Origin of the sequence: Caballeronia sp. AZ1_KS37 (genome assembly GCF_023631165.1) — a bacterium.
GTDB lineage: Bacteria > Pseudomonadota > Gammaproteobacteria > Burkholderiales > Burkholderiaceae > Caballeronia > Caballeronia zhejiangensis.
The window spans coordinates 73,937-95,864 of sequence record NZ_JALQDP010000016.1 but is presented as its reverse complement, the minus strand read 5'-3'; the positions used below and the strand labels follow the sequence as shown (position 1 = coordinate 95,864).

20 protein-coding genes are annotated in these 21,928 nt (G+C 64.3%); 10 read left to right on the top strand and 10 right to left on the bottom strand.

Going from position 1 to position 21,928, the window contains the following annotated elements; all coding sequences use genetic code 11:
* Positions 1 to 58: 58 nt before the first annotated feature.
* Positions 59 to 1,189, top strand: coding sequence for an acyltransferase family protein (locus NCS00_RS11430; protein WP_250440148.1), 1,131 nt, complete (start codon positions 59 to 61; stop codon positions 1,187 to 1,189).
* Between the two features lie 79 nt (positions 1,190 to 1,268).
* Entirely contained in the window at positions 1,269 to 1,421 is a 153-nt protein-coding gene (locus tag NCS00_RS11425) for a hypothetical protein (protein WP_033537310.1), read from the top strand.
* Position 1,422: 1 nt separating this feature from the next.
* Here NCS00_RS11425 and NCS00_RS11420 read toward each other — a convergent pair whose 3' ends face one another.
* From NCS00_RS11420 to NCS00_RS11410, 3 genes are all read right to left on the bottom strand, one after another.
* Positions 1,423 to 2,694 carry an EAL domain-containing protein gene (locus NCS00_RS11420; protein WP_008342708.1) on the bottom strand — a complete coding sequence of 424 codons (1,272 nt, stop codon included), beginning with the start codon at positions 2,692 to 2,694 and terminating at the stop codon, positions 1,423 to 1,425.
* 227 nt (positions 2,695 to 2,921) lie between these two features.
* Entirely contained in the window at positions 2,922 to 4,355 is a 1,434-nt protein-coding gene (mdtD, locus tag NCS00_RS11415; protein WP_241814291.1) for a multidrug transporter subunit MdtD, read from the bottom strand.
* Between the two features lie 8 nt (positions 4,356 to 4,363).
* A complete protein-coding gene (locus NCS00_RS11410; RefSeq protein WP_008342704.1) occupies positions 4,364 to 5,110 on the bottom strand; it encodes a GntR family transcriptional regulator in 747 nt (248 codons plus the stop codon).
* 168 nt (positions 5,111 to 5,278) lie between these two features.
* Here NCS00_RS11410 and NCS00_RS11405 point away from each other — a divergent pair, with 168 nt between their 5' ends.
* The gene (locus NCS00_RS11405; protein ID WP_239295092.1) at positions 5,279 to 5,578 is read left to right on the top strand and encodes a type II toxin-antitoxin system RelE/ParE family toxin; all 300 of its coding nucleotides are present in this window, start codon (positions 5,279 to 5,281) and stop codon (positions 5,576 to 5,578) included.
* A 3-nt stretch (positions 5,579 to 5,581) separates the two neighbouring features.
* Positions 5,582 to 5,887, top strand: a complete 306-nt coding sequence (locus NCS00_RS11400; protein WP_239295091.1) for an addiction module antidote protein — start codon at positions 5,582 to 5,584, stop codon at positions 5,885 to 5,887.
* A 345-nt stretch (positions 5,888 to 6,232) separates the two neighbouring features.
* On the opposite strand, the gene NCS00_RS11395 is transcribed toward NCS00_RS11400, so the two are convergent.
* Positions 6,233 to 7,447, bottom strand: a complete 1,215-nt coding sequence (locus tag NCS00_RS11395; protein ID WP_250440147.1) for an MFS transporter — start codon at positions 7,445 to 7,447, stop codon at positions 6,233 to 6,235.
* A gap of 335 nt (positions 7,448 to 7,782) precedes the next feature.
* Between NCS00_RS11395 and xdhA the strand changes: the two genes are divergently transcribed.
* Genes xdhA through xdhC form a run of 3 tightly spaced genes read left to right on the top strand, consistent with a single transcriptional unit; the run spans position 7,783 to position 12,191 of the window.
* Positions 7,783 to 9,306, top strand: coding sequence for a xanthine dehydrogenase small subunit (gene xdhA / locus NCS00_RS11390; protein ID WP_250440146.1), 1,524 nt, complete (start codon positions 7,783 to 7,785; stop codon positions 9,304 to 9,306).
* An 18-nt stretch (positions 9,307 to 9,324) separates the two neighbouring features.
* Entirely contained in the window at positions 9,325 to 11,688 is a 2,364-nt protein-coding gene (gene xdhB / locus NCS00_RS11385; RefSeq protein ID WP_250440145.1) for a xanthine dehydrogenase molybdopterin binding subunit, read from the top strand.
* Positions 11,685 to 12,191 (top strand): xanthine dehydrogenase accessory protein XdhC, encoded by a 507-nt coding sequence (gene xdhC, locus NCS00_RS11380; protein WP_239295087.1) that lies wholly within the window; start codon positions 11,685 to 11,687, stop codon positions 12,189 to 12,191. Before xdhB ends, xdhC begins: the two co-directional genes overlap by 4 nt.
* Before the next feature lie 14 nt (positions 12,192 to 12,205).
* Here the strand turns inward: xdhC and NCS00_RS11375 are convergent, their stop codons facing one another.
* The 4 genes from NCS00_RS11375 to NCS00_RS11360 form a co-directional block, all read right to left on the bottom strand.
* Complete coding sequence (locus tag NCS00_RS11375) at positions 12,206 to 13,126, bottom strand: AraC family transcriptional regulator (RefSeq protein WP_250440143.1); 921 nt, start codon at positions 13,124 to 13,126, stop codon at positions 12,206 to 12,208.
* A 58-nt stretch (positions 13,127 to 13,184) separates the two neighbouring features.
* Positions 13,185 to 14,171, bottom strand: coding sequence for a LysR family transcriptional regulator (locus NCS00_RS11370; RefSeq protein ID WP_250435098.1), 987 nt, complete (start codon positions 14,169 to 14,171; stop codon positions 13,185 to 13,187).
* A 133-nt stretch (positions 14,172 to 14,304) separates the two neighbouring features.
* Positions 14,305 to 14,964, bottom strand: coding sequence for a 2-hydroxychromene-2-carboxylate isomerase (locus NCS00_RS11365; protein WP_008342696.1), 660 nt, complete (start codon positions 14,962 to 14,964; stop codon positions 14,305 to 14,307).
* Positions 14,965 to 15,104: 140 nt separating this feature from the next.
* Positions 15,105 to 16,580, bottom strand: a complete 1,476-nt coding sequence (locus NCS00_RS11360) for a TAXI family TRAP transporter solute-binding subunit (RefSeq protein WP_175980446.1) — start codon at positions 16,578 to 16,580, stop codon at positions 15,105 to 15,107.
* Positions 16,581 to 17,205: 625 nt separating this feature from the next.
* On the opposite strand from NCS00_RS11360, the gene NCS00_RS11355 reads away from it, so the two are divergent.
* Positions 17,206 to 17,577 carry a BON domain-containing protein gene (locus tag NCS00_RS11355; RefSeq protein ID WP_061162774.1) on the top strand — a complete coding sequence of 124 codons (372 nt, stop codon included), beginning with the start codon at positions 17,206 to 17,208 and terminating at the stop codon, positions 17,575 to 17,577.
* Between the two features lie 226 nt (positions 17,578 to 17,803).
* The gene (locus NCS00_RS11350; protein WP_250440142.1) at positions 17,804 to 19,951 is read left to right on the top strand and encodes a D-(-)-3-hydroxybutyrate oligomer hydrolase; all 2,148 of its coding nucleotides are present in this window, start codon (positions 17,804 to 17,806) and stop codon (positions 19,949 to 19,951) included.
* A 4-nt stretch (positions 19,952 to 19,955) separates the two neighbouring features.
* Here the strand turns inward: NCS00_RS11350 and NCS00_RS11345 are convergent, their stop codons facing one another.
* Entirely contained in the window at positions 19,956 to 20,720 is a 765-nt protein-coding gene (locus NCS00_RS11345; protein WP_250440141.1) for a DUF2242 domain-containing protein, read from the bottom strand.
* Between the two features lie 172 nt (positions 20,721 to 20,892).
* On the bottom strand, positions 20,893 to 21,243 hold the full coding sequence (locus NCS00_RS11340; protein WP_034471613.1) for a DUF4148 domain-containing protein: 351 nt from the start codon (positions 21,241 to 21,243) through the stop codon (positions 20,893 to 20,895).
* A 385-nt stretch (positions 21,244 to 21,628) separates the two neighbouring features.
* Here NCS00_RS11340 and NCS00_RS11335 point away from each other — a divergent pair, with 385 nt between their 5' ends.
* On the top strand, positions 21,629 to 21,919 hold the full coding sequence (locus tag NCS00_RS11335; RefSeq protein WP_006999126.1) for a co-chaperone GroES: 291 nt from the start codon (positions 21,629 to 21,631) through the stop codon (positions 21,917 to 21,919).
* The last annotated feature ends 9 nt before the right edge of the window (positions 21,920 to 21,928 follow it).

Genomic DNA, 21,928 nt, shown 5'->3' with positions numbered 1-21,928 from the left:
CGCCCAATCGGCTTCCGATTTCCATGTTGGCTTTGCCAACACAGACGCGAGCTGAATAATGACGACACGCTATCATCAACTGGATTCGCTGCGCGGCATTGCCGCTTTGACAGTCGTATTCAGTCACTATTCACAGATCACGCTCACGCATTGGCTGCAGCACGTTCCATGGCGCGCAATCGCCGAAGGGCATTCCGCCGTGATCCTGTTCTTTGCGCTGAGCGGTTTCGCCTTGGCCATGCAGATTACCGGCGACAGCAGACCGGGCTTCGCCGAGTTCATCGTGAAGCGCGTGTGCCGTATCTACATCCCATATCTGATCGCGGTTCTGGCCGCTTATACCGCGTATTGCTTGCTTTACCGGTCGAATCTCTCTTGGACCGGCGAATGGGTCAATCAGGCATGGCACGCGGGCATCGATCGGCATGATTTGCTGGATCACCTCTACTTTGTGATTCCGTTCAGCAACAGCACGCTCGATCCGGTGCTCTGGTCGCTCGTCTACGAGATGCGTATCTCGCTGATCTTCCCAATTCTCGTCGTCGTGGTATTTGCCACGCCCGTCTGGTTTTCCATAGCACTAAGCATGTGTTTCTCTCTCGCTGCATTCGGCTATTACCATCATTTGCAGCGGACCCTCCTGGACGCGAGCATTCAGGGCGAATGGATGCCGACCATTCATTACATGTCGATGTTCTTCCTCGGCGCCCTGATTGCGCGATATCGCGAAGCCATTTCGTCGAAACTCGGCGCCTATTCCGCACGAACGCTTTTCGGCGCATTGCTGATTTGTCTCGCCGTTTACGTCCTCGTCGGTTCGATCACTCGCCATTCGATATCCAACGACGTGCTGCGCAGTTTCGCCGACGACTGGATCATTCTTCCAGCCGTGACCGGCATTCTCGTTCTGGCGATTGCGCTCAGGCCGTTCGCCGCGTTTCTGACCGCGCGGCCATTGATTTTCCTCGGCGAGGTTTCATTCAGCCTGTATCTGCTGCATTGCGTCGTGTTGCTGGGCGTGCTGCATTATTTTGGCGAAACCTATCAAGGCATGTCGCTGATCATTGCCGCCGTGCTGATTCTTCCCGTCAGCATCGCGGGATATTACGCGGTCGAAAAGCCGTCGATTCGACTGGGACGATATCTGACGCGCGGAAAGCAGCGGAGCAGAGTGACGCAGCGTGCGTGACGATAAGCCGTCGCTGCGCGCATCGGAGCGCGAGCCTAAAATATCGGCTCGCCGCAACGATCGAAATCGCATCGCCATCATGAAACGCTTCGCAGGCTTGTGCCTCGCGGCCTGGTCGGCCGCCGCATTGCTCTATTTCGGCCGCCATTCTGCCGCGCTCATCGTGCTCTCCGGCGTGCTGGTGCTTGCCGGCTTCGATCTGCTCCGTCCGGAATCCGAAAACAGCGCGTAGCCTACCGCTGCTTCGCGCCTTCCCAGTTGATATCGACGCACAGCACCTGTAAGCCATAAGGCGTCTGCGCGGCGATCGACGCCGTCACGCAAAGGTGCGCCTCGTTGATCGACAGATACGGCGCCGTCAGATGCATGCGCCCCGGCGCGCGCAGCGCCTCGATGAAGTACGGCCGGCGCTCCCAGCTTGCGCCCTCCGAATGCAGCAGCGGACTGAAGCGCTTCGCGCGCTGCGATGTACGCACGATCGGCACGACGTTGTCGCCGATCTGCCGCCCGGCCTGATCGAGCAGGAAGCAGCGCGCGGTGTCGGCGAGTTGTAGCAGTTCGCTCGTCGCGGCCGTGAGCGTCTCGCCTTCCATCAGCTTGACCGACGCGCGCTCCAGCCCGCTTACATACGGCTCGAGGCGCGCGACTTGCGCCCGTTCGCGGCCAGCGACGCGTTCGCGCGATGCCGCCGACAACGCATCCATCACGCCAGCGGCGACTTCGCTGTGCACCGCCTCGACGCTCGGCTGCGCAAAGTACGCGCCCTGCACGAAATCGACATTGCACTCCAGCGCGATGAGCGCGTCGCGTTCGGTCGCGAGGCCGCCCATCAAGACGAGCTGGCCGGACTCATGGAGCAGCGAGACGAGGCGCGGCAGCACGCGCTCGATATGCGAATGCTCGGTCGCCTGCTGAAGGATGCAGCGGTCGAGCGTCACGATATCCGGCCGCAGATGCCACACGCGATCGATGTTCGAATGCTTCACGCCGAAGCCGTCGAGCGCGATCAGAAAGCCCGACTTGCGCAGCGAATCGATGATTTCAGCGAAACGCGTCGTCTCGCCGCCCGCCTGCTCGGGCACTTCGAGCACGACGCGCTGCGGCGACAGACCGATGTCCTTCAGCGACGCGAGCAGCGCATCGCCGTAGCTCGTGTCCATCAGCGCGGCGGGGTGCAGGCTCAGGAAGAGCCATTCGTCGTGGCTGTCGAAGGCATTGAAGTTGCCCAGATGCAGCGATTCCGCGAGCCGGCCGAGTTCGAGCAGATCGCCGCGCCGCGCGGCCTGCGTGAATACTTCGTGCGACGGCACGTGACGATGTGAATCGTCGCGCGCGCGCAAGGACGCGTGATAGCCGATCGCGCGCCGGTGCGACACCGAAAACACGGGCTGGAACACGCTGAAAACGGTGTACTCGCCGTACAACACGGTGCGACGCGATCCATCGTCACCGGCGACGGGGCGCGGCGGCTGGAAGCGGGGAGGGTCGAGATCAACCATGCTCATGGTGTCGGGGCGCAGGGCAAGTAACTTTATCGAGATAGTTTACCGGATCGGCACCCGACCGATCGAGCAAAAAGCGTGCAAATTCAATATCCAAGCGGCGCTCGCCAGGTATCGCGCGCTTCGTTGCGCCTATTCGTGTGCGGATTGAAGCTCGCATGCCGCAGACGCGGGAGCGCGCGCCGTCCAAACGTGCGTGCGGGCACCGGCGCGGTGCGTCGTCCGGGTTCTTAGTTCGATTCGGACGGGTCGGGCTTTCTCGCGGCCGCGCGCACTTCCGGCGCGAGCTGTCCGAAGATCCACGCCGTCGCGGCCGTGATGATGCCGACGCACAGGAACGTCGCGTGGAAGGCGGGCAGCGAGTTCGTCTCCGTGACCTGCGGCAGCAGTCCTGTAAACGTCGACAGGATCGCGCCCGCGACGGTCACGCCGAGGCTCATCGACAGCATTTGCACGAGCGAGAACAGGCTGTTGCCGCTGCTCGCGCCGCCGGTGCCGAGGTCCTTCAGCGTGAGCGTGTTCATCGCGGTGAACTGCATCGAATTGAAGGCGCCGAAGATCGCGAGCTGCACGAGCCGCAGCCAGAGCGGCTGATGCGCGCTCACGAGCGCGAAGCTCGCCATCATCAGCCCGACGAGCACCGTGTTCACGACCAGCACGCGCCGATAACCGTGCTTTTCGATGAGCCGCGTGACGACGCGCTTGGACGCCATGCCCGCGGCCGCGACGGGCAGCATCATCATGCCGGCCTGAAACGGCGTGTAGCCGAGGCTCACTTGCAGCAGGAGCGGGATCAGATAAGGCATGGCGCCGCTGCCGATACGCGCGAAGAGATTGCCCAGCAAGCCGACGCTGAAGGTGTGGATCTTGAAGAGATCGAGGGAAAAGATCGGCTGGGCGGCGCGCGTCGCGTGCAGACCGTAAGCGACGAAGCAGCCGAACGAGAGCACGAGCAGCACGATCACGATCGCGTGCGCGAGGCCGAGATCGGCGAGTCCGTCGAGCGAAATCGTGAGCGCGACCATGCCGATCGCGAGCAGCAGGTAGCCCGCCAGATCGAAGCGCGCGGTCGCCGGATTGCGGCTGTCGGGCATGTACAGGTTCGTCGCGATGCAGCCGATCACGCCGACCGGCACGTTGATCAGAAAAATCCAGTGCCACGACGCGATCTGCACGAGCCAGCCGCCGAGCGTCGGGCCGATGAGCGGGCCGATCAGCCCCGGAATTGCGACGAACGCGAGCGCGGAAAGATAGCGCTCCGCCGGGAACACGCGCAGCACGGCGAGGCGTCCGACCGGCAAGAGCATCGCGCCGCCGACGCCCTGCACGACGCGATACGCGACGAGCGCCGTCAGCGATTGCGCGTTCGCGCAGAGCAGCGAGCCGATCGTGAACACGAGGATCGCGCTGAAGAACACGCGCTTCGTGCCGAGCTTGTCGGCGAGCCAGCCGGAGACGGGGATCATCATCGCCATCGTCAGCGAGTAGGCGATGACGACGCCCTGCATGCGCAGCGGCGCCTCGCCCAGACTTCGCGCCATCGCGGGGAGCGCGGTGTTGACGATCGTCGAGTCGAGCGTCTGCATGAAGAAGCCCGTGGCGACGAGCCACAGCATGATGGAGAGCGATCGGTCGGACGTCTGGGCTGTGGGCGTGTCGGTCATTGGGCGGGTTACTTTCGCAGCTCGGCGACGAAGTCGTAGTAGTCGTTGCGGCAGTAGGTATCGGTGAGCTCGATGGCGCGCTGATCGGCCGTGTAGCCGACGCGCGTGATGAGCAGCAGCGCGTCGTGTGGCGCGATGCCCATCTGCTCGGCAATCTCCGGGCTCGCGTTCACGGCGCGGAAATGCTGAAGCGCGCGCACGATCGAAAGCCCGCGGGCATCGAGATAGCTGTAGAGCGAATCGCCGATGGTCTGCGGATCGGGAATGCACGACGCCGGAAAGGTGGAATTCTCGACGGCCATGACGATGTCATCGGCGAGACGCAGGCGTTTCAGGCGCGTGACGGTCGCGGCGGGCGAGAGGCCGAGCTGGATGACTTCCTCGCGATTGGCCGGCTCGATGCTGCGCGAGAGCCATTTGGAACTCGGTTTGAAGCCGCGGCGCCGGAGCATTTCGGAGAAGCTCGACAGACGCGAGAGCGGGTCTTCGTAGCGCGGCGTGATGAAGCTGCCCGCGCCTTGTTCGCGGCGGATGAGCCCTTGTTCGACGAGCAGCGCGATCGCTTTTCGCGAGGTGATCCGCGAGACGCCGAGTGCTTCCGACAGCACGCGCTCGGAGGGCAGCGCTTCGCCTGCGTTCCAGCGATTGTCGTGGATAGCGTTGGCGAGCTTGCGGGCGAGTTGAAGGTAGAGCGGAGTGTCGCTGTCCGGGTCCGGGCGCAAATCGCGCCAGCGGTCTTCCGAGGTCGGGTTCATAAAGCGGACGCTAATGGGCCAAGCGGGGATTTTAAGACAAACGCTGAAGACGAAGGGGCGTTCTGTTTCTTATCTTGGTGAGACTCGCAAGGCCGGAAGGCGCGCCTGCTTCAATTTAGTCGTGTGAACTGTGGTTTACACGCTGTGAACCATGGACTACGATCAACGATGTTGAACATCCGCACGACCGAGGTTTTCGACGACTGGTTCGCCTCGCTGAAGGACCGGATTGCGAAGCGCCGCATTCAGGTCCGAATCGACCGGCTCGCGTTGGGAAATCCCGGCGATACGAATTCTGCCGGGCATCCCATTATCGAGTTGCGTATCGATCACGGGCCGGGGTATCGCGTGTATTACGTGCAGCGCGGCGATGTCCTCGTGATTCTTCTGTGTGGCGGCGATAAGTCGACGCAGGAACGAGACATCAAATCGGCTCACGCGATGCTTCGACATCTGAACATGGAGTGAATGATGACGTCAGCCAGAATCAAGACGCGGCCGTGGGATTCGGCCGAACATCTGCAAACGGAAGACGATATCGCTGAATACTTCGATGCGTGTCTGCAGGAAGGCGGCGACGATCCGGCGTTTATCGCGCATGCGTTGGGCGTGATCGCACGCGCGCGGGGTATGGCGCAAGTGGCGCGCGATAGCGGCATCAGCCGGGAAGGACTCTATAAAGCGTTATCGGAGGATGGCAACCCGAGCTTCGGCACGATCCTGAAAGTGGTCAAGGCGCTGGGGCTGCAACTACACGGATCGAAGGCCGGCACGTAAAGGGCGACGCCGTAGCCGGCGCAGCGGGCCGGAGCCAACTCGTGCTGATCCAGTGGCTCGGCGCGATGAGACAGACCGTGCGCGATTCAAGCCCGGTTGGTCCTTTGAGGGCGACACTTAGGCGAGTGCCGCCTGGGACGAGAGTACTACCCAACGTGCGTGTGACCGCGGGCCTGAGAAGCTACTTTCTTTGCACAGGACCAGAGTAAACGCTAAAGCGCTAGCTCTGGTCGACGGCAAAGAAATCAGGTGCGCCCCGCACAGGGGCAGTGCCGATCGACCGACCCGAAAACGGGACCCGGTAAAACGCGCCCGACGCAACGCGACGCTACGAAAGCACTGAGCTCAAGCCGTAGCCGGCCCACCCACCCCACGCCCACCGCGCATATAAAGCGCCACCGACAACGCCACCGCCGCCGCCGCCGCCAGCGCGGCAAACAGAAACACCGACCCGTACCCCAACTCACCCGCGACATACCCAGCGAGCGGCCCGGTCAACCCGAGCGACAGATCGAGAAACACCGAATACGCCGACAAAGCCGCGCCCCGGCTGGCCGGCGGCACGAGCCCGACCGCCTCGACGCCGAGCGCCGGAAACACGAGCGCGAATCCGAAGCCGGTCAGCGCCGCGCCCGCGAGCGCGAAAGTCGGCTCGGCGGCGAGCCACAGCATCAGCAGACCCGCGCATTCGAACGCAAACGACACGATCGCCACGCGAAACCCGCCATACGCCTTGATCGTGTTGGCGAACAGAAGCCGCGCGCCGATGAACATAGTGCCGAACACCGTAAGCGAAAGCGCCGCATTCGGCCAGTTGTGCGCGGCATAGTAAAGCGTGATGAACGTCGCGATGGAGCCGAATCCCGCCGATCCGAGCGCGAGTCCCAGTCCATGCGGCAACACGCGGAAGAACACGCTCCGATACGACATGCGCTCGCCGTGCACGATCGGCACGCTCGCCATGCGCGTCGCGAGCCAGTAGCCGAAGCCGCCGAGCGCGATCACGATCAGCCCGAGCGACGCGAATCCCAGCGAATGATCGATCGCGACGCCGAGCGGCGCGCCGATCGCAAGCGCGCCGTAAGTGGCGATGCCGTTCCACGAAATCACCTTCGCGTTGTTGTTCACGCCGACGCGCCCGATGCCCCATGTGATCGATCCCGTCCCGACCCAGCTCTCGCCGAAGCCGAGCACGAGCCGCGCGATCACCAGCAGCACGAGACTCACCGCGTGCCACTGCGCGGCGAGCGCCGAGGCGAGCAGCAGCACGCCGCTTGCCGCGCACGCCGCGAGACCGTAGAGCACGGTTTTCTTGGGGCCGAGCGTATCGGCGGTGCGGCCCGCCAGCGGCCGCGACAGCAGCGTCGCGAAGTACTGGACGCTGATCGCCGCGCCCGCCATCACCGAGCCGTAGCCGAGATCCGTGTGCACGAAGCCCGGCAGCACCGCGAGCGGAATGCCGATCGTCAGGTAGCAAAGGAACGTGTACAGCACGACGGGCAGAATCCGCAGCGTGACGGCGAAGTCGCTTTGCGGCTTGATGCGGGACTCGGTGGACATAGGGAAATTGCGGGGTTGAATTCGGCGCGAAGGCGTGATTGTCCCATATGTTGCGGCGCAACGTCGCAGTCGTTTTGTAACCAGCTAGGACAAATCGCCTGTCCGAGTCATCGGGCGCCGCCGACGCAGGCCTTGCTGGATAAGGCTCGCAGCACATATCGGACGAAGAATATGTCGTTCATGCAATGCCGCCTATGGGTTATCGATTTTGGCGGTGATAGCTTTTGAACCATCGAAGCGACAGGACTAATCTGAAAAGGTCCGAAATCGCGAATGCCACCGGCTGCGCATCCCGCGCAACCAGCGAAAAAGCATCGAAGAGCCCCGAGACATCCATGACTGAGCCGATCCGCTTCTATCACCGCAACGCGATCCAGGAAGTGAGCGGCGCGTCGACGACGCGCACCGTCCTGCAATATCTGCGCGAAGACGCGCGCTGCACCGGCACCAAGGAAGGCTGCGCGGAAGGCGACTGCGGCGCGTGCACGGTCGTCATCGGCGAGCCGGACGGCGCGGGCGGCGTCGCGTTCAAGGCCGTCAACGCGTGCGTGCAGTTTCTGCCGACGCTCGACGGCCGCGCGCTCTTCACCGTCGAAGACCTGCGCCAGCAGGACGGCACGCTGCATCCGGTGCAGCAGGCGCTCGTCGATTGTCACGGCTCGCAATGCGGCTTCTGCACGCCCGGCTTCGCGATGTCGATGTTCGCGCTCTACGAAAAGCACGGTCATGCGACGACCGGCTGCCCGGGAACGTGCGAGAAGACGAAGCCCTCGCGCCAGGAGATCAGCGATGCGCTGACGGGCAATCTGTGCCGCTGCACGGGTTATCGGCCGATCATCGACGCTGCCGAGCAGATGTTCGACCGCGCGCCGCTCGCGCCCGTCAACGTGCCGGCGCTCGCGCGCACGCTCGAAAGCCTGAAGCGCGACGACACGTTCCACTACGAGCACGCCGGCCGCCAGTTCGACGCGCCGCGCACGACCGAAGCGCTCGCCGCGATCAAGGACAAAAACCCGAACGTGCGGATTCTCGCGGGCAGCACGGACGTCGGTTTGTGGGTGACGAAGCAGTTGCGCGATCTGGGCGATATCGTCTATGTCGGGCAGATCGACTCGTTCAAGCGCGTCGAGACGACGGACGAATGGATCGAGATCGGCGCGGGCGTGTCGGTCGAGCGCGCGTACGACGAACTCGTGAAGCTCTATCCCGAACTCGAAGAGACGCGTCTGCGTTTCGCGTCGCTGCCGATCCGCAACGCCGGCACGCTCGGCGGCAACGTCGCGAACGGCTCGCCGATCGGCGATTCGATGCCCGGCCTCATCGCGCTGAATGCGCGCGTCGTCCTGCAAAGCGTCGATGGTCTGCGCGAGATGCCGCTCGAGGATCTGTACATCGCGTATCAGAAGAAGGACATGCGCGAGAACGAGTTCGTCGCCGCGATCCGCGTGCCGACGCGCACGGGCAAGCGCGCGAACCTTAAGTTCCGCGCGTACAAGCTGTCGAAGCGTTTCGACTCCGATATTTCCGCCGTCTACGCCGCGTTCAGTTTCATCGCCGATGGCGACACGATCCGCGAGCCGCGCCTCGCCTACGGCGGCATGGCCGCGACGCCGAAGCGCGCGGAACACGCCGAAGCCATTCTCAACGATGCGCTTTGGCACGAAGCCACCGCGCAGGCCGCGATGATCGCGCTTTCCAAGGATTACCAGCCGCTCACCGACATGCGCGCGAGCAGCGACTATCGCCTCGACACCGCAAAGAGCCTCTTGTATCGCTTCTGGCTGGAGACGCGCCCGCACGATCCGCTGGACAAATCGAAGCTGGATGTGCGCGCAATCGAACTCGTCGAAGCGAAGTAAGCGAAGGAGCAAAAGAACATGAATCAGCAAGCAGAAGCATTCATCGCCGACGCTCAGTCGCTCGCGAACGAAATCGACGCTTTCAAGCAGGTCCACGTATCGCGTCCGCATGAGTCGGCGCATCTGCACGTGAGCGGGCGCGCGAGCTATACCGACGACATTCCGCTCGTCGCGGGCACGCTGCACGCCGCGCTCGGCACGAGCCCGAAGGCGCACGCGAAGGTCGTGTCGATGAACTTCGACGCCGTGCGCGCGACGCCGGGCGTGGTCGCCGTATTCACCGCCGAGGACATTCCCGGCGTGAACGATTGCGGCCCGATCATCCACGACGATCCGGTGCTGGCTCAGGGCATCGTGCAGTTCGTCGGCCAGCCGATGTTCATCGTCGTCGCGACGTCGCACGATACGGCGCGCTTGGCGGCGCGTCGCGCGACCATCGAATTCGAAGACCTCGTGCCGATTCTCACGCCCGAAGACGCGCGCAAAGCGGAATCGTATGTGCTCAATCCGCTGAAGCTCGCGCGCGGCGACGCCGAAAGCCGCATGTCGAAAGCCGCGCATCACGAGCGCGGCGCGATGAAGCTCGGCGGCCAGGAACAGTTCTATCTCGAAGGCCAGATCGCCTATGCCGTGCCGAAGGAGGATGACGGCATGCACGTCTACTGCTCGACGCAGCATCCGACGGAAATGCAGCATCTCGTCGCGCACGTGCTGAATGTGCATTCGCATAACGTGCTGGTCGAATGCCGTCGCATGGGCGGCGGATTCGGCGGCAAGGAATCGCAGTCGGGCATTTTCGCGTGCTGCGCGGCGCTCGCCGCATGGAAGTTGCTGTGCCCGGTCAAGCTGCGTCCGGACCGCGACGACGACATGATGATCACCGGCAAGCGTCACGACTTCGTGTACGACTTCGAAGTCGGCTACGACGACGACGGCAAGATCGAAGGCGTGTCCGTCGACATGACGTCGCGCTGCGGTTTCTCCGCGGATTTGTCGGGCCCGGTGATGACGCGCGCCGTCTGCCATTTCGACAACGCGTACTGGCTCTCGGACGTGAAGATCGCAGGCTATTGCGGCAAGACCAACACGCAGTCGAACACCGCGTTTCGCGGCTTCGGCGGGCCGCAGGGCGCGTTCGCGATCGAATACATTCTGGATAACGTCGCGCGTGCGGTCGGAAAGGATTCGCTCGACGTGCGCCGCGCGAATCTCTACGGCAAGACGGAAAACAACAAGACGCCTTACGGCCAGACGGTCGAGGACAACGTCATCCACGAACTGATCGCCGAACTCGAAGAGACGAGCGAGTATCGCAAGCGCCGCGCGGCCATCGACGAATTCAACGCGAACAACGCAATCCTGAAGAAGGGCCTCGCGCTGACGCCGGTGAAGTTCGGCATCGCGTTCAACGTGACGCACTTCAACCAGGCGGGTGCGCTGGTTCACATCTACACCGACGGCTCGATGCTCGTGAATCACGGCGGCACCGAAATGGGCCAGGGCCTGAACACGAAGGTCGCGCAAGTGGTTGCGCACGAACTCGGCGTGAACTTCGAGCGCGTGCGCGTGACGGCGACGGATACGAGCAAGGTCGCGAATACATCGGCGACGGCGGCATCGACCGGCACCGATCTCAACGGCAAGGCCGCGCAGGACGCCGCGCGCCAGTTGCGCGAGCGGCTCGCGAAGTTCGCGGCGGAGAAGTTCGGCGGCGGCACCGTCACGCCGGCGCAAGTGCGCTTCGCGAACGACCGCGTGATCGTCGGCGACGATGCCATTCCGTTCGGCGAAGTCGTCCAGAAGGCATATCTCGCGCGCGTGCAGTTGTGGTCCGACGGCTTCTACGCGACGCCCAAGCTCCACTGGGATGCAGCGACGATGCAAGGCCGTCCGTTCTACTACTACTCGTATGGCGCGGCAGTGTCGGAAGTGGTGATCGACACGCTCACCGGCGAAATGCGCGTGCTGCGCGCGGATGCGTTGCATGACGTGGGCGCGTCGCTGAATCCGGCGCTCGACAAGGGCCAGGTGGAAGGCGCGTTCGTGCAGGGCATGGGCTGGCTGACGACGGAAGAGCTGTGGTGGGACGACAACGGCAAGCTGATGACGCACGCGCCGTCGACCTACAAGATTCCGACGACCAACGACATGCCCGCCGATTTCCGCGTCGATCTCTTCAAGAATCGCAACGTGGAGGACAGCATCCATCGTTCGAAGGCCGTCGGCGAACCGCCGTTGCTGCTGCCGTTCTCGGTGTTCTTCGCGATCCGCGATGCCGTTTCCGCTGTCGGCGATCACAAGATCAATCCGCCGCTCAACGCGCCCGCGACGGCCGAAGAAATCCTGAAGGCGGTGAATGCGGTGAGGAGCGCGCGCTCATGATGCACGTCGTCCTGTTCGGCGCGGGCCACGTCGGCCACGCGCTCGTGAAGGTGCTCGGCACGTTGCCGTGCGTCGTGCAATGGGTCGATGCGCGCGACGAACTTTTCCCCGACGAAGTGCCGGCGAACGTGCAGATCGAAGCGACCGATCTGCCCGACGCGATCGTCGACGAAGCGCCGCCGGGCGCGTACTTCATCGTGATGACGCACGATCATTCGCTCGACTTTTCGCTGACGCAACGCATCATGCGGCGCGACGACTTCGCTTACTTCGGGCTGATCGGCTCGAAGACGAAGCGCGTCAAGTTCGAGCGGCGATTGATGGAGCGTGGCGTGGCGGCGGACCGGCTGCCGGAGATCACGTGTCCGATCGGCGTGGAAGGGATCGTCGACAAGGCGCCGTGGTCGATCGGGCTCGCCGTTGCCGCGCAACTGCTGCGCGTGCGGGAGATGACGGCGAGGCTCGGAACGCCGGCGGTGAACGCAGCGCATCTTTCCGCCTGAGCCACGATGACGCTTCAAGCGATGCCGTTGGTCTGCCTGAAGCGTCCCGGCGCGACGCCATAAAGCTCCTTGAACCGCTTCGAAAACGCCGCTTCCGACTGATACCCCACATCGGCCGCGACATCCGCGATGCTCTTTTTCGTATGCGTGAGCATCGTGCTGGCGAGCTGCATCCGCACATGACTCAGCAACGCGAGCGGCGAGCTGTCCGAATGCGCCGAGAACGCGCGCATGAACGTGGCGCGCGACATCGCCGCTTCCTTGGCGAGCATCTCCAGCGTCCACGGTTCGGCGGGGCGCTCGAGCATCGCGATGATCGATGCGCCCAGCCGCCGGTTCGCCAGCAAGCCGAGCACGCCCGCCAATGACGGCTGTCCGTCGAGCCACGCGCGCAGCACCATCGTGAAGAGCGCGGTCGATAGCGCCGTGACGATCGACGGCGCGCCCAGTTGCGCATCTTCCGCTTCGCGGCGCATCGTCTGGACGAGCGGCGCGAGATAGGAAGCCGACGCGTTCGAGAACGATACGTGCACGACATCCGGCAGGACGTCGATCAGAAGCGCGCGCGGCGCGTAGAGAAAGCGCCCGCACAGCAAGTCCACGCCCGGCGGCTGCCCGCCGCAATTGCTTCTTACCGTGACCGCGCCGTTGTCGCGCGCTTCCATCTCGGCTTTGGACGAGCTGCCTTCGCGCGCCTTGATGCTCAGCACATGCGCGTCTCCGCGCGGCAGAAAGAAAATGTCGCCCGCCGTCAGTTCGAGCGGCGCGTGACCTTTGCGCACGACGGTGCACGCGCCGTCGAGCACGACGTGATACACCGCTTCGCCGGCGGGCGCGGGCGCGTGATCCAGTTCCAGCGGGCCGCGCAGCAGGCAGCGCAGATCGAGCGCGCCGGCAAGGCTCGCAAGCTGAATCAGTTTGTCGAGAGCATCCATGTGAGCGGGCGGGCAGAAGGTGTCGTTCGGATAGTACCGAAGTCCCGCCGCGCGTGCGTTACTTCGCGGCTTCGCCCAGTTCGGCGGTTTCATCGCCCGATGCCGCCGCCGCAACTTGCTTCCGGCCCGTGAGCGAGTCGGAAACGGTCGACATCAGCGTGCGCAGCCAGGCGATGTCCGTCGGCTGATCGGGCTGCGGCACCGAAAGCTGGTAGCACTTGATGCGCGGAAACGGCACCGGCGAATCGAGCACGGCGAGCGGCAGCATCGCCGCATAGTGCTGCGCGAAGCGGCGCGGCGCGGTGAAGATGAGGTCCGACTGCAACAGCACCTGCGGCACGAGGCCGAAGTACGGAATCGTCGTGACGATGCGCCTTTCGATGCCCGCGCGCGCGAGCCCGATGTCGATCGGATGACGCCGGCCGCCGCTATACGGCGTCGGCGCGAGGTGCGCGGCGAGCGCGTAGCGTTCCGCCGTCAGCGGTTCGCGCGCGAGTGGATGATTCGCACGCATCAGGCAGACGAATACGTCGCTGAAAAGATCCTGGCGTTCGAAGCGCGGCTCGGGCTTCGTCCAGTTCGCGACCATCAGATCAATTTCGCCTTCGTCGAGCATGCGCTCGTGATCGCGCATCGGATTCAGCGACTCGATCTCCAGACGCGCATTGGGCGCGGCGTCGCGAAAAGCGGCGACGAGCGTCGGCATGAAGAAATCGTTCAGATAATCAGGCGCGGCCACGCGGAACGTGCGGCGCGAGCTTCGCGGGTCGAAATCCCCGTGCGGCGTCGCGACGAATTCCACTTCGCGCAATGCGCGTTGCGCGGGCGCGAGCAGCGATTCGCCGTATTCGGTCGGCACCATGCCCTGTTTGCCGCGCACGAGAATCGGGTCGTTCAGGATCTCGCGCAGACGGCGCAGCGCGGTGCTGATCGCCGGTTGCGTCTGGTTCAGCCGCTGCGCGGTCTGCGTCACGCTGCGCTCCAGCAGCAAGGTGCGCAGCACGCGGATGAGCCAGATGTCGAGTGAGTCGGCGGGATCGTTCATGGCAAGCAAGTGAATTCAGGACGCGCGGGCGCGAACTCGCGAGCCCTAAAGCCGAAGTAAACCGCTTATCCAATTTTGACGCCATAGCAGGCGCGCTATGCACGGCATAGGCGCCTCCGCCATCCGGCCGCCGTCAGCTGAAATCGGCGTCTTTCGGCGCGATCGGCAGCGCGCTGATGCGCTTCACTTCCGCGCCGTCGAGCCAGTTCGGCGAGCGCGCGACGTAGAGCACCATCGGCAGCGTGTCTTCGCCCCAGAAGATCTGGTCGTTGACGAGGAAAGTCGGCACGCCGAACACGCCCATCGCTACGGCGCGGTCGTTGTTGTCGCGCAGCTTCGCCTTGACGTCCTCATCCTCGATGCGCGTCACGGCCTCCGGCATGCCGACGTGCTCGCACAACGCCTTGAAGCCTTCCGGCGTCGCGGGATCGCGCCCTTCGCGCCAGATGTAGCGGAAGATTTCGCGCACGCGGGCGATGTCGCCGTCGGCGAGCACGGCAAGACGCAGCGCCTTGCTCGTATCGAACGGATGGGCGGGCGGCATCTTGAACGGAATGCCGAGCTGCTCCGCGCGAAACAGCGCGTGCCGGTAGGTGAAGACGCGCTTGGACGGAATCGTCGCGGCGTGCGGCTGGCCCCAGCGGTCGAGCAGCTTCATCAACTGGACGGGCACGAGCTCGAACGGCATGTCGGGCCACTTCTCATGCTGCTCCAGCAGCAAGTACGAAAACGGCGATATGAAGTCGAAGAAAAAGTACGGATGACCGGTGCTGGTCGAATGCGGGGCACTCATGTTCCCTTCTCCCTGAGATTCCGTGGCTTTGCTCGCGCGGCGGCGCGCTCTGAGCCGCATCTGTTCGTTTTTTGTCGTGTCCTGCATGACGGATGCAGCGCGCGGCGTCGCATCCTTTTTTAACGTTTCTCCAACAGATATTACGTGCTGCCTTGCTCCGTGTCTGCTTGGCGAACGACACCGGCCGCATGCTGTTGCGCCATGTCGCGCGCGCGGGTTTGGTCGGCCGGGGCGACCGGCGCGTGCGCGAGACGCTCCCGCACGAAACCGATGTGCTCGCGCAGCACGTAGAACTGATCGGCGAACGCGAGCGGCATCTTCATGCGATTGACGGCCGTTTCGATCGCGTCGATGCGGTCGAGCAGGGCGTCGCGCTGCGCGGTGTCGGGGCCGCTGATCGCTTCCCGCTCTATCGCAATCAGCGCGCCATACCAGCGGTAGATGCGCGATTTCACGCGCCATCGATACAGTCCCGGCACGAGCCGCAAGCCCGGAATCAGCACGACGATCAGCGGCACCAGCACGACCAGCACGCGATCCGCGAGACTCGCGACCCAGAACGGCAGCGAACGGTACAGAAAGCTCTTGCCGGATTTGTAATAGCGCTCGGCGTTGTCGCTGATGCGGAATTCGTGCACGAGCGGCGCGGGGAATTCGTTCGCCCGCTGCAGCAGATTCGCGCGCCCGTGCACCTCGCGCGCGGCTTCGATCAGCAGATCGGAGAGCGCCGGATGCAGGCTGTCGCGCGCGACCAGTTCGGCGGTCGGCGCGATCATGTGGACCGCGCGCGGCGGCAGGTTGCGGGCGAAATCGAAGGCGCCCATCGGCAAGTCGATTTCCGTCAGATACGGAAAGCGGCGCGCGTAGGCGTCGGCCTGGGCGAAATCCATGAAGCGGATGCCGGACGTGCGCAGGAGCTTCGCCATCGTCGGCGGCTGCGCGGAGTCGCCGGTCAGAAAGGCTGCGTCGATCTGGCCGTCTTCGAGCGCTTTCGCGGCTTCGTCGCCGGCGAGCGGCAGCAGTTCCGTGTCACCGCCCGGCTCGATGCCGTTCGCCTTCAGCAGATTCAGCGCGAGCACGCGCGTGCCGCTGCCTTCCGCGCCGATCGCGAGCCGCTTGCCCTTCAGCTCCGACAATCGGCTGACGACCGTCGCGCCGCGATAGAACACCGCGAGCGGCACGTAGGACACGCTGCCGAGCGATTCCAGATTGTCGTGCGTCGCGCCCGGCTTGGTCAGGCCGCCCTGCACGAAGCCGACGTCGACGTTCGATTTCGGGTCTTCGAGGCGCGTCAGGTTATCGAGCGAGCCTTGCGTCTCGAGGATGTTCAGCGTCACGCGGTTGCGCGCGAGGATCGTCTTGTATTTCTGCGCGCTCGTCCAGAACGAGCTGCCTTTCGGGCCGGCGGCGATGGTCAGCGTGCTCGGCGGCGCGGGCTGGATCAGCCGCACGGCGGCATAGAGCGCGGCCGCGCACACGAGCAGGATCGGGCCGAAGGTGAGCGCGAGATCGCGCCATGAGATCGCGACGAAGCGCGCGCCGATTCTCGGCAGGGGCTTGCGTTTGGGCGGGACGTCCGGATCGTGGCCCGGATTGTTTCCTGAAGGGTGGGTCATCTCGTCGGTAATCTTGAAACTTCGTGCGTGCGAGCTTAGCCGATCGCGATGCGCCCACGTCTGCCCGAACGTGTTCGGCGAGGCGCGCGAGCGGCGCGTCCGGACGGCCGGCATGGCGTCGATGGTACATGAGATCGCGCGTCGCCCGGATGACCGCGGGCCCGGCGCGCCGTGTGACAGGCGTGTGTAGAAAGCGCGCGCTGTTGCTTGCGAACGGCGTCGCATATGGCCGCATTGTTAAATGCTTTGCGCTAATGGCCGCGCTGGGCTAAATTGACGTTCGCCGCCGCACGACAAGGCTCCTCGCGCGCCGCAGCCCGGAATGTGGGTTCGCGGACCGCCAAGCAGGCGCCATGCGGCAGGTCATATTCGAGCCGGCGGGCGTCATCGCCCGAAAAAACCGGCCGTGATTTGTTTCGATCGCCAGTCTCTCGCAGCACCGTGAGCCGCATCCGCCGGCTTGCCGCCGCTATTCCCGCGTCAGTTTCAGGCGCCGGGCGCGCGCGGTCACGGTCAGCCGCTCGATGTCGTTGCCCAGCCGCTGGGAATGCGGCCCGCTTTTGAAGTGCAAAACGAGCGAAGTAGCAACTGTGCGAAGTCAACAAGCGAAACAAAAGGAGAAATCATGAAAGCAGTCGATCTGTTGAAGGCGCTGGGCGTGGTGGTGTGCGTGGCCGTGGCATCGAGCGCCTATGCGCAATCGAGCGACGCGGCGGCCACGAGCACCGACTCGGCAGCGGCGGCCAAGGCTCAGAAATCCGCGACCAAGAAAACCGACCGCAAGCTCGGCTACGACGTGCGCCGCGCGCTGTCGAAGGCACAGGGCTTCGACGTGTCGAACGTGTTCGTGCGCGCGCGCAGCGGCGCGGTCACGCTGACCGGCACGGTGCCGGAAGGCGGCCAGATCGCTCAGGCCGAAGAAGTCGCGAAGGGCGTGCCGGGCGTGAAGTCGGTCTCCAACAAGATTACGCTCGGCGTTCAAGGCGGCGGGCAATAACACGCATCACAGGCAGTGGGCGGCATCTCGCGATGCCGCAAGCTTCGCTCGTCTGGCGGGCGTTTGAACGGGCTCCGGCGTCGCCGCCGGGGCCCGTTGTCGTTTGGAGCTTTTGCAGCCGGCGCGCGTGAAATCGGCTGTGACTGGCGTTCGATCGGCGCGATACTCGCATTGTCGATCGCTTGAAAATCGCATCACTCAATCGGAACCGATGGCGGAGATTCAAATGAAAAGACTCGCGCGTTTCCCGAGGTTGCAGGCTTTGCAGGATGTGCCGCGAACGGCCGCGCTCGGCGCGCTGGCGTTGCTGGCGGCGGCGACACTAGCCGCATGCCACGGCGGCGATGACGACAACGGCGGCGGCGGCGAGCCGGCCAACAGCTTGCCGAGCTTCATCTCGGGCTCGGTCAACACCCAGACTTACGACGGCGTCTCCGACGATTTGCTCACGGCCGGTCTCGGCAAGACGGGCCTCGCGTCGGCGACCGCGCCGACGTTCGCGAAGCCCGCCGCGCCGACGGCAGCCGAATTGCGCCGTCTCGCGATCTATTCGAACTACCGCGCGCTCGTCGACATGTCGGCGAACGGCGGCTACGGCCGCTTCTGGGGGCCGAATATCGATCTGAACGGCAACGACTCGCTCGGCGAAGGCAAGATTGCGGGCAAGGAGTACATCGCCTACGCGGACGATGGCAGCGGCAGGCAGAACGTGAGCCTGCTCGTGCAGATCCCGACGAGCTTCAATCCGGACCAGCCGTGCATCGTCACGGCGACGTCATCGGGATCGCGCGGCGTCTACGGTGCGATTTCGGCGGCGGGCGAGTGGGGCCTCAAGCGCGGCTGCGCGGTCGCCTACACGGACAAGGGCAGCGGCAACGGCGCGCAGGAAATTTCGACGACGCTCGTGACGCTCATCGACGGCACGCTCGCCAGTGCGGACATCGCCGGAACCAAGGCGATTTTTAAGGCGAACGTGAGCGCGTCGGCGCTGTCGTCGTTCAATTCGGCGTTCCCGAATCGCTACGCGTACAAGCACGCGCATTCGCAGCAAAACCCGGAGCAGGACTGGGGCAAGAACACGCTGCAGGCGATCCAGTTCGCGTACTGGGCGCTCAACGACATGTTCGGGCCGGTCAGCGGATCGACGCATCAGGCGCGCTACAGCAAGGGCAGCATCACGACGATCGCGGCATCGGTGAGCAACGGCGGCGGCGCATCGCTGGCGGCGGCGGAACAGGACACCGATGGCTGGATCACGGCGGTCGTCGTCGGCGAGCCGCAGATCAATCTGAATTTGCCGTCGCAGGTTTCGGTGCGGCAGGGCGGCGTGCCGGTCGGCTCGTTCGGCAGGCCGCTCGCGGATTACATGACGCTCGCGAACCTGCTGCAGCCGTGCGCGGCGCTCGCGCCCGCTGCGGCAGGCGCGCCGTATCTGACGACGCTTCTGCCCGCCACGACCAACGCGATCCGCACGGCGCGCTGTGCGACGCTTGCCGCCAACGGCTTCGTCTCGGGCGGCACGACGACGGAGCAGGCGACCGATGCGCTGAACCGTCTGCATCAGGCAGGCTACGAGAGCGATTCCGACACGCTGCACGCGCCGATGTGGGATTCGCAGGCGGTGCCGGCCGTCGCTGTGACTTACGCCGATGCGTACATGAAAGCGAGCGTGCTCGACAATCTCTGCGAGTTCAGCTTCGGCACGACCAGCGCGGCGACGGGCGCGGCCGGCGTCACGCCGCTCGTCTCGCCGATGCCGACGATCTTCGGCAACGGCAACGGCGTGCCGCCGACCAACGGCATCAACCTGGTCTACAACGCGGGAACGACGGGCGCGGCGGATCATCGGCTGGCGACGCCCGATGCCAGCTACGCGGGCGCCGCCTGCCTGCGCGCGTTATGGACGAACGGCAACGCGACGATGGCGGGCAGCGTCAATGCGATCCGCGTGAACGCGAATCTTCGCGGCAAGCCCGCGATCATCGTGCAGGGCCGGGCGGATGCGCTCGTGCCGATCAATCATGCGTCGCGGCCGTATCTGGGTGCGAATCGCGTGGCGGAGGGAAGCAAGAGCCAGCTTTCGCTGTATGAGATCACGAACGGTCAGCACTTCGACGCGTTCCTGAGCGTGGCAGGCTTCGACACGCGCTTCATTCCGGTCCACTACTACGACATTCAGGCGCTCAACCTGATGTGGAACCACCTGAAGAACAACGCGCCGCTGCCGCCGTCGCAGGTGGTGCGGACGGTCGCGCGCGGCGGCAAGGCGGGTTCGGCGCCCGCCCTCACGACGTCGAATCTGCCGCCCATCGCGACCGATCCCGGCGCGAACGCGATCTCGGTGGCGGGCGGCATCGTCAACGTGCCGAACTGACGGTTCAGTGCGTCACGGTGGCCGCGGGCACTGCGGCCGCCGACGCCGCCGGGACTTCCGATGCGCCAGCCGCAGCCGCAGCCGCATCGGCATTCGGCCTCTGGATCGCGGTCGCGGCGGCGGGCGCCTGCACGACGATCGGCGTCGGCGTCAGCTCGGGCGAGCTCACGATGATCGACGGCGCGAGCGGCTTGCTTTTCACTTCGTCGCCGGCGACGGGCGCGCTGCGCGGCACCGTGTTCAGATAGTGGCCCATCAGACCGAAGAAGCGGTCATAGAACTTGCCGGCGGGCACGGTCTCGCTGGAAATCTTGACCATCGCGTCGCTGTTCGAGCGGATCGGCAGCGACAGCGAGCCGAGCACGCTCAAGCCCACGCTCGCGGACGTGTCGCTCTTCTTGAGCGCATAGCCGTCCTGCACGGCGTTCACGTACGCGATGCTTTGGTTCGTCGCGTTTTCGCCGGGCGTGCAAACGACGTGGAACGAGACGACGACGTGCGTTTCGGCGCTCGGCTGGAAATTCTTGGTCGCGTCGACGGTGTCGGGCTGGCCCATCGTCGTGAGAAACCCTTGCGACAGCAGCGCGCGGCGCGCGGCCTCGCAGGTTTCGTTGACGGTGGCGTCGAAATTGTGCGCGAACGGGCTCACGCCGGTGCTGAACAGCTCCTGCTGATAGCTCGGCGTGGTGGCGGCGCGGCCGCCGCACCCGACAAGGGCGGTCAGCGCGAGCGACACGAACACGAGACGCGACGATGCGAGAGATGACATGAGCGGCTTAAGACGGAGAGCGAGAGGAACGAAGGGAGGCAGGTGAAGATTGTAGTGCCAGCGGTATCACCGACGAAAAAGCATCGGTCTTAGTTCCTTCAGCAAGCGAAAAGCCCGGCATGCGAGGCCGGGCTTCGTCGGATGCGGCGTCGCGCGCCGCTTTGCGTTTCGCTTACGGGCGATTGAAGTCGACCGGATTGGCATCGGCGGCGGGACGGACGATACGGCTCAAAAAGCCGACGCGCGCCGGTTTCCCCGATGCCGACGCGCCATCGCTCACGCCGCCAAACGACGCGTTCGATGCGCTTTGTTGCGCGGCCACGCGCGCTTCGGCAGCCTGAATCTCGGCGGGATACGTGGCTTGATCGGCCATCGGCTTGTAGCCGGCGCGTTCGAGCTGGACGAGCTCGGCGCGCACTTGCGCACGGGTGGCAGGGCCGTCTTCGCGCGCTTGCGCGAAAGCCGGCGCGGCGAGTACGGCTGCAATGGCGATGGCGGGAACGATTGATTTGAACTTGAACATGATGACCTCCGGATGCTGTTTTAAGGAACGTCGCAGCGGAGTGTGTGTCTTTCCGTTGCTTCGTCGTTGAGATGCAGTCTAGGCTCCGGACGACCTAGGAAAAACCCTAATCCGACGAAATCACTTTTGTCGAATCGGCATTAATTCTGTCAATCGGTTTTTGGTTTCCATTGATCCGATTTTCCGCTTATGGACGCAGTGCCGTTTTTCAAGAGTCAAGCTGCTTAAGCGTTTTCCCGGCCTTTGCGTCCTTGAAATTGTCAAAGTCGCTCCATATAATTGGCACTCACTGCACGAGAGTGCTAACAAGATTGCCGTCCGGCGAGATCCTTCTCAAAGGACGGGTTTTCCCGCGTTTTCAGTCTCAATCAAGAGAGGAGTGTGTATGAACCTTCGTCCTTTGCACGATCGCGTCATCGTCAAACGTCTGGACCAGGAAACCAAGACCGCATCGGGCATCGTGATCCCTGAAGCAGCCGCTGAGAAGCCGGATCAAGGCGAAGTCCTGGCCATCGGCCCGGGCAAGCGCGATGACAAGGGCGCGCAAATCGCCCTCGACGTGAAGGTCGGCGACCGTGTTCTGTTCGGCAAGTACGCTGGCCAGACCGTCAAGGTCGACGGGCAGGAACTGCTCGTCATGCGCGAAGAAGACATCATGGCCGTTCTGGTCAAGTAAGCATCCTTC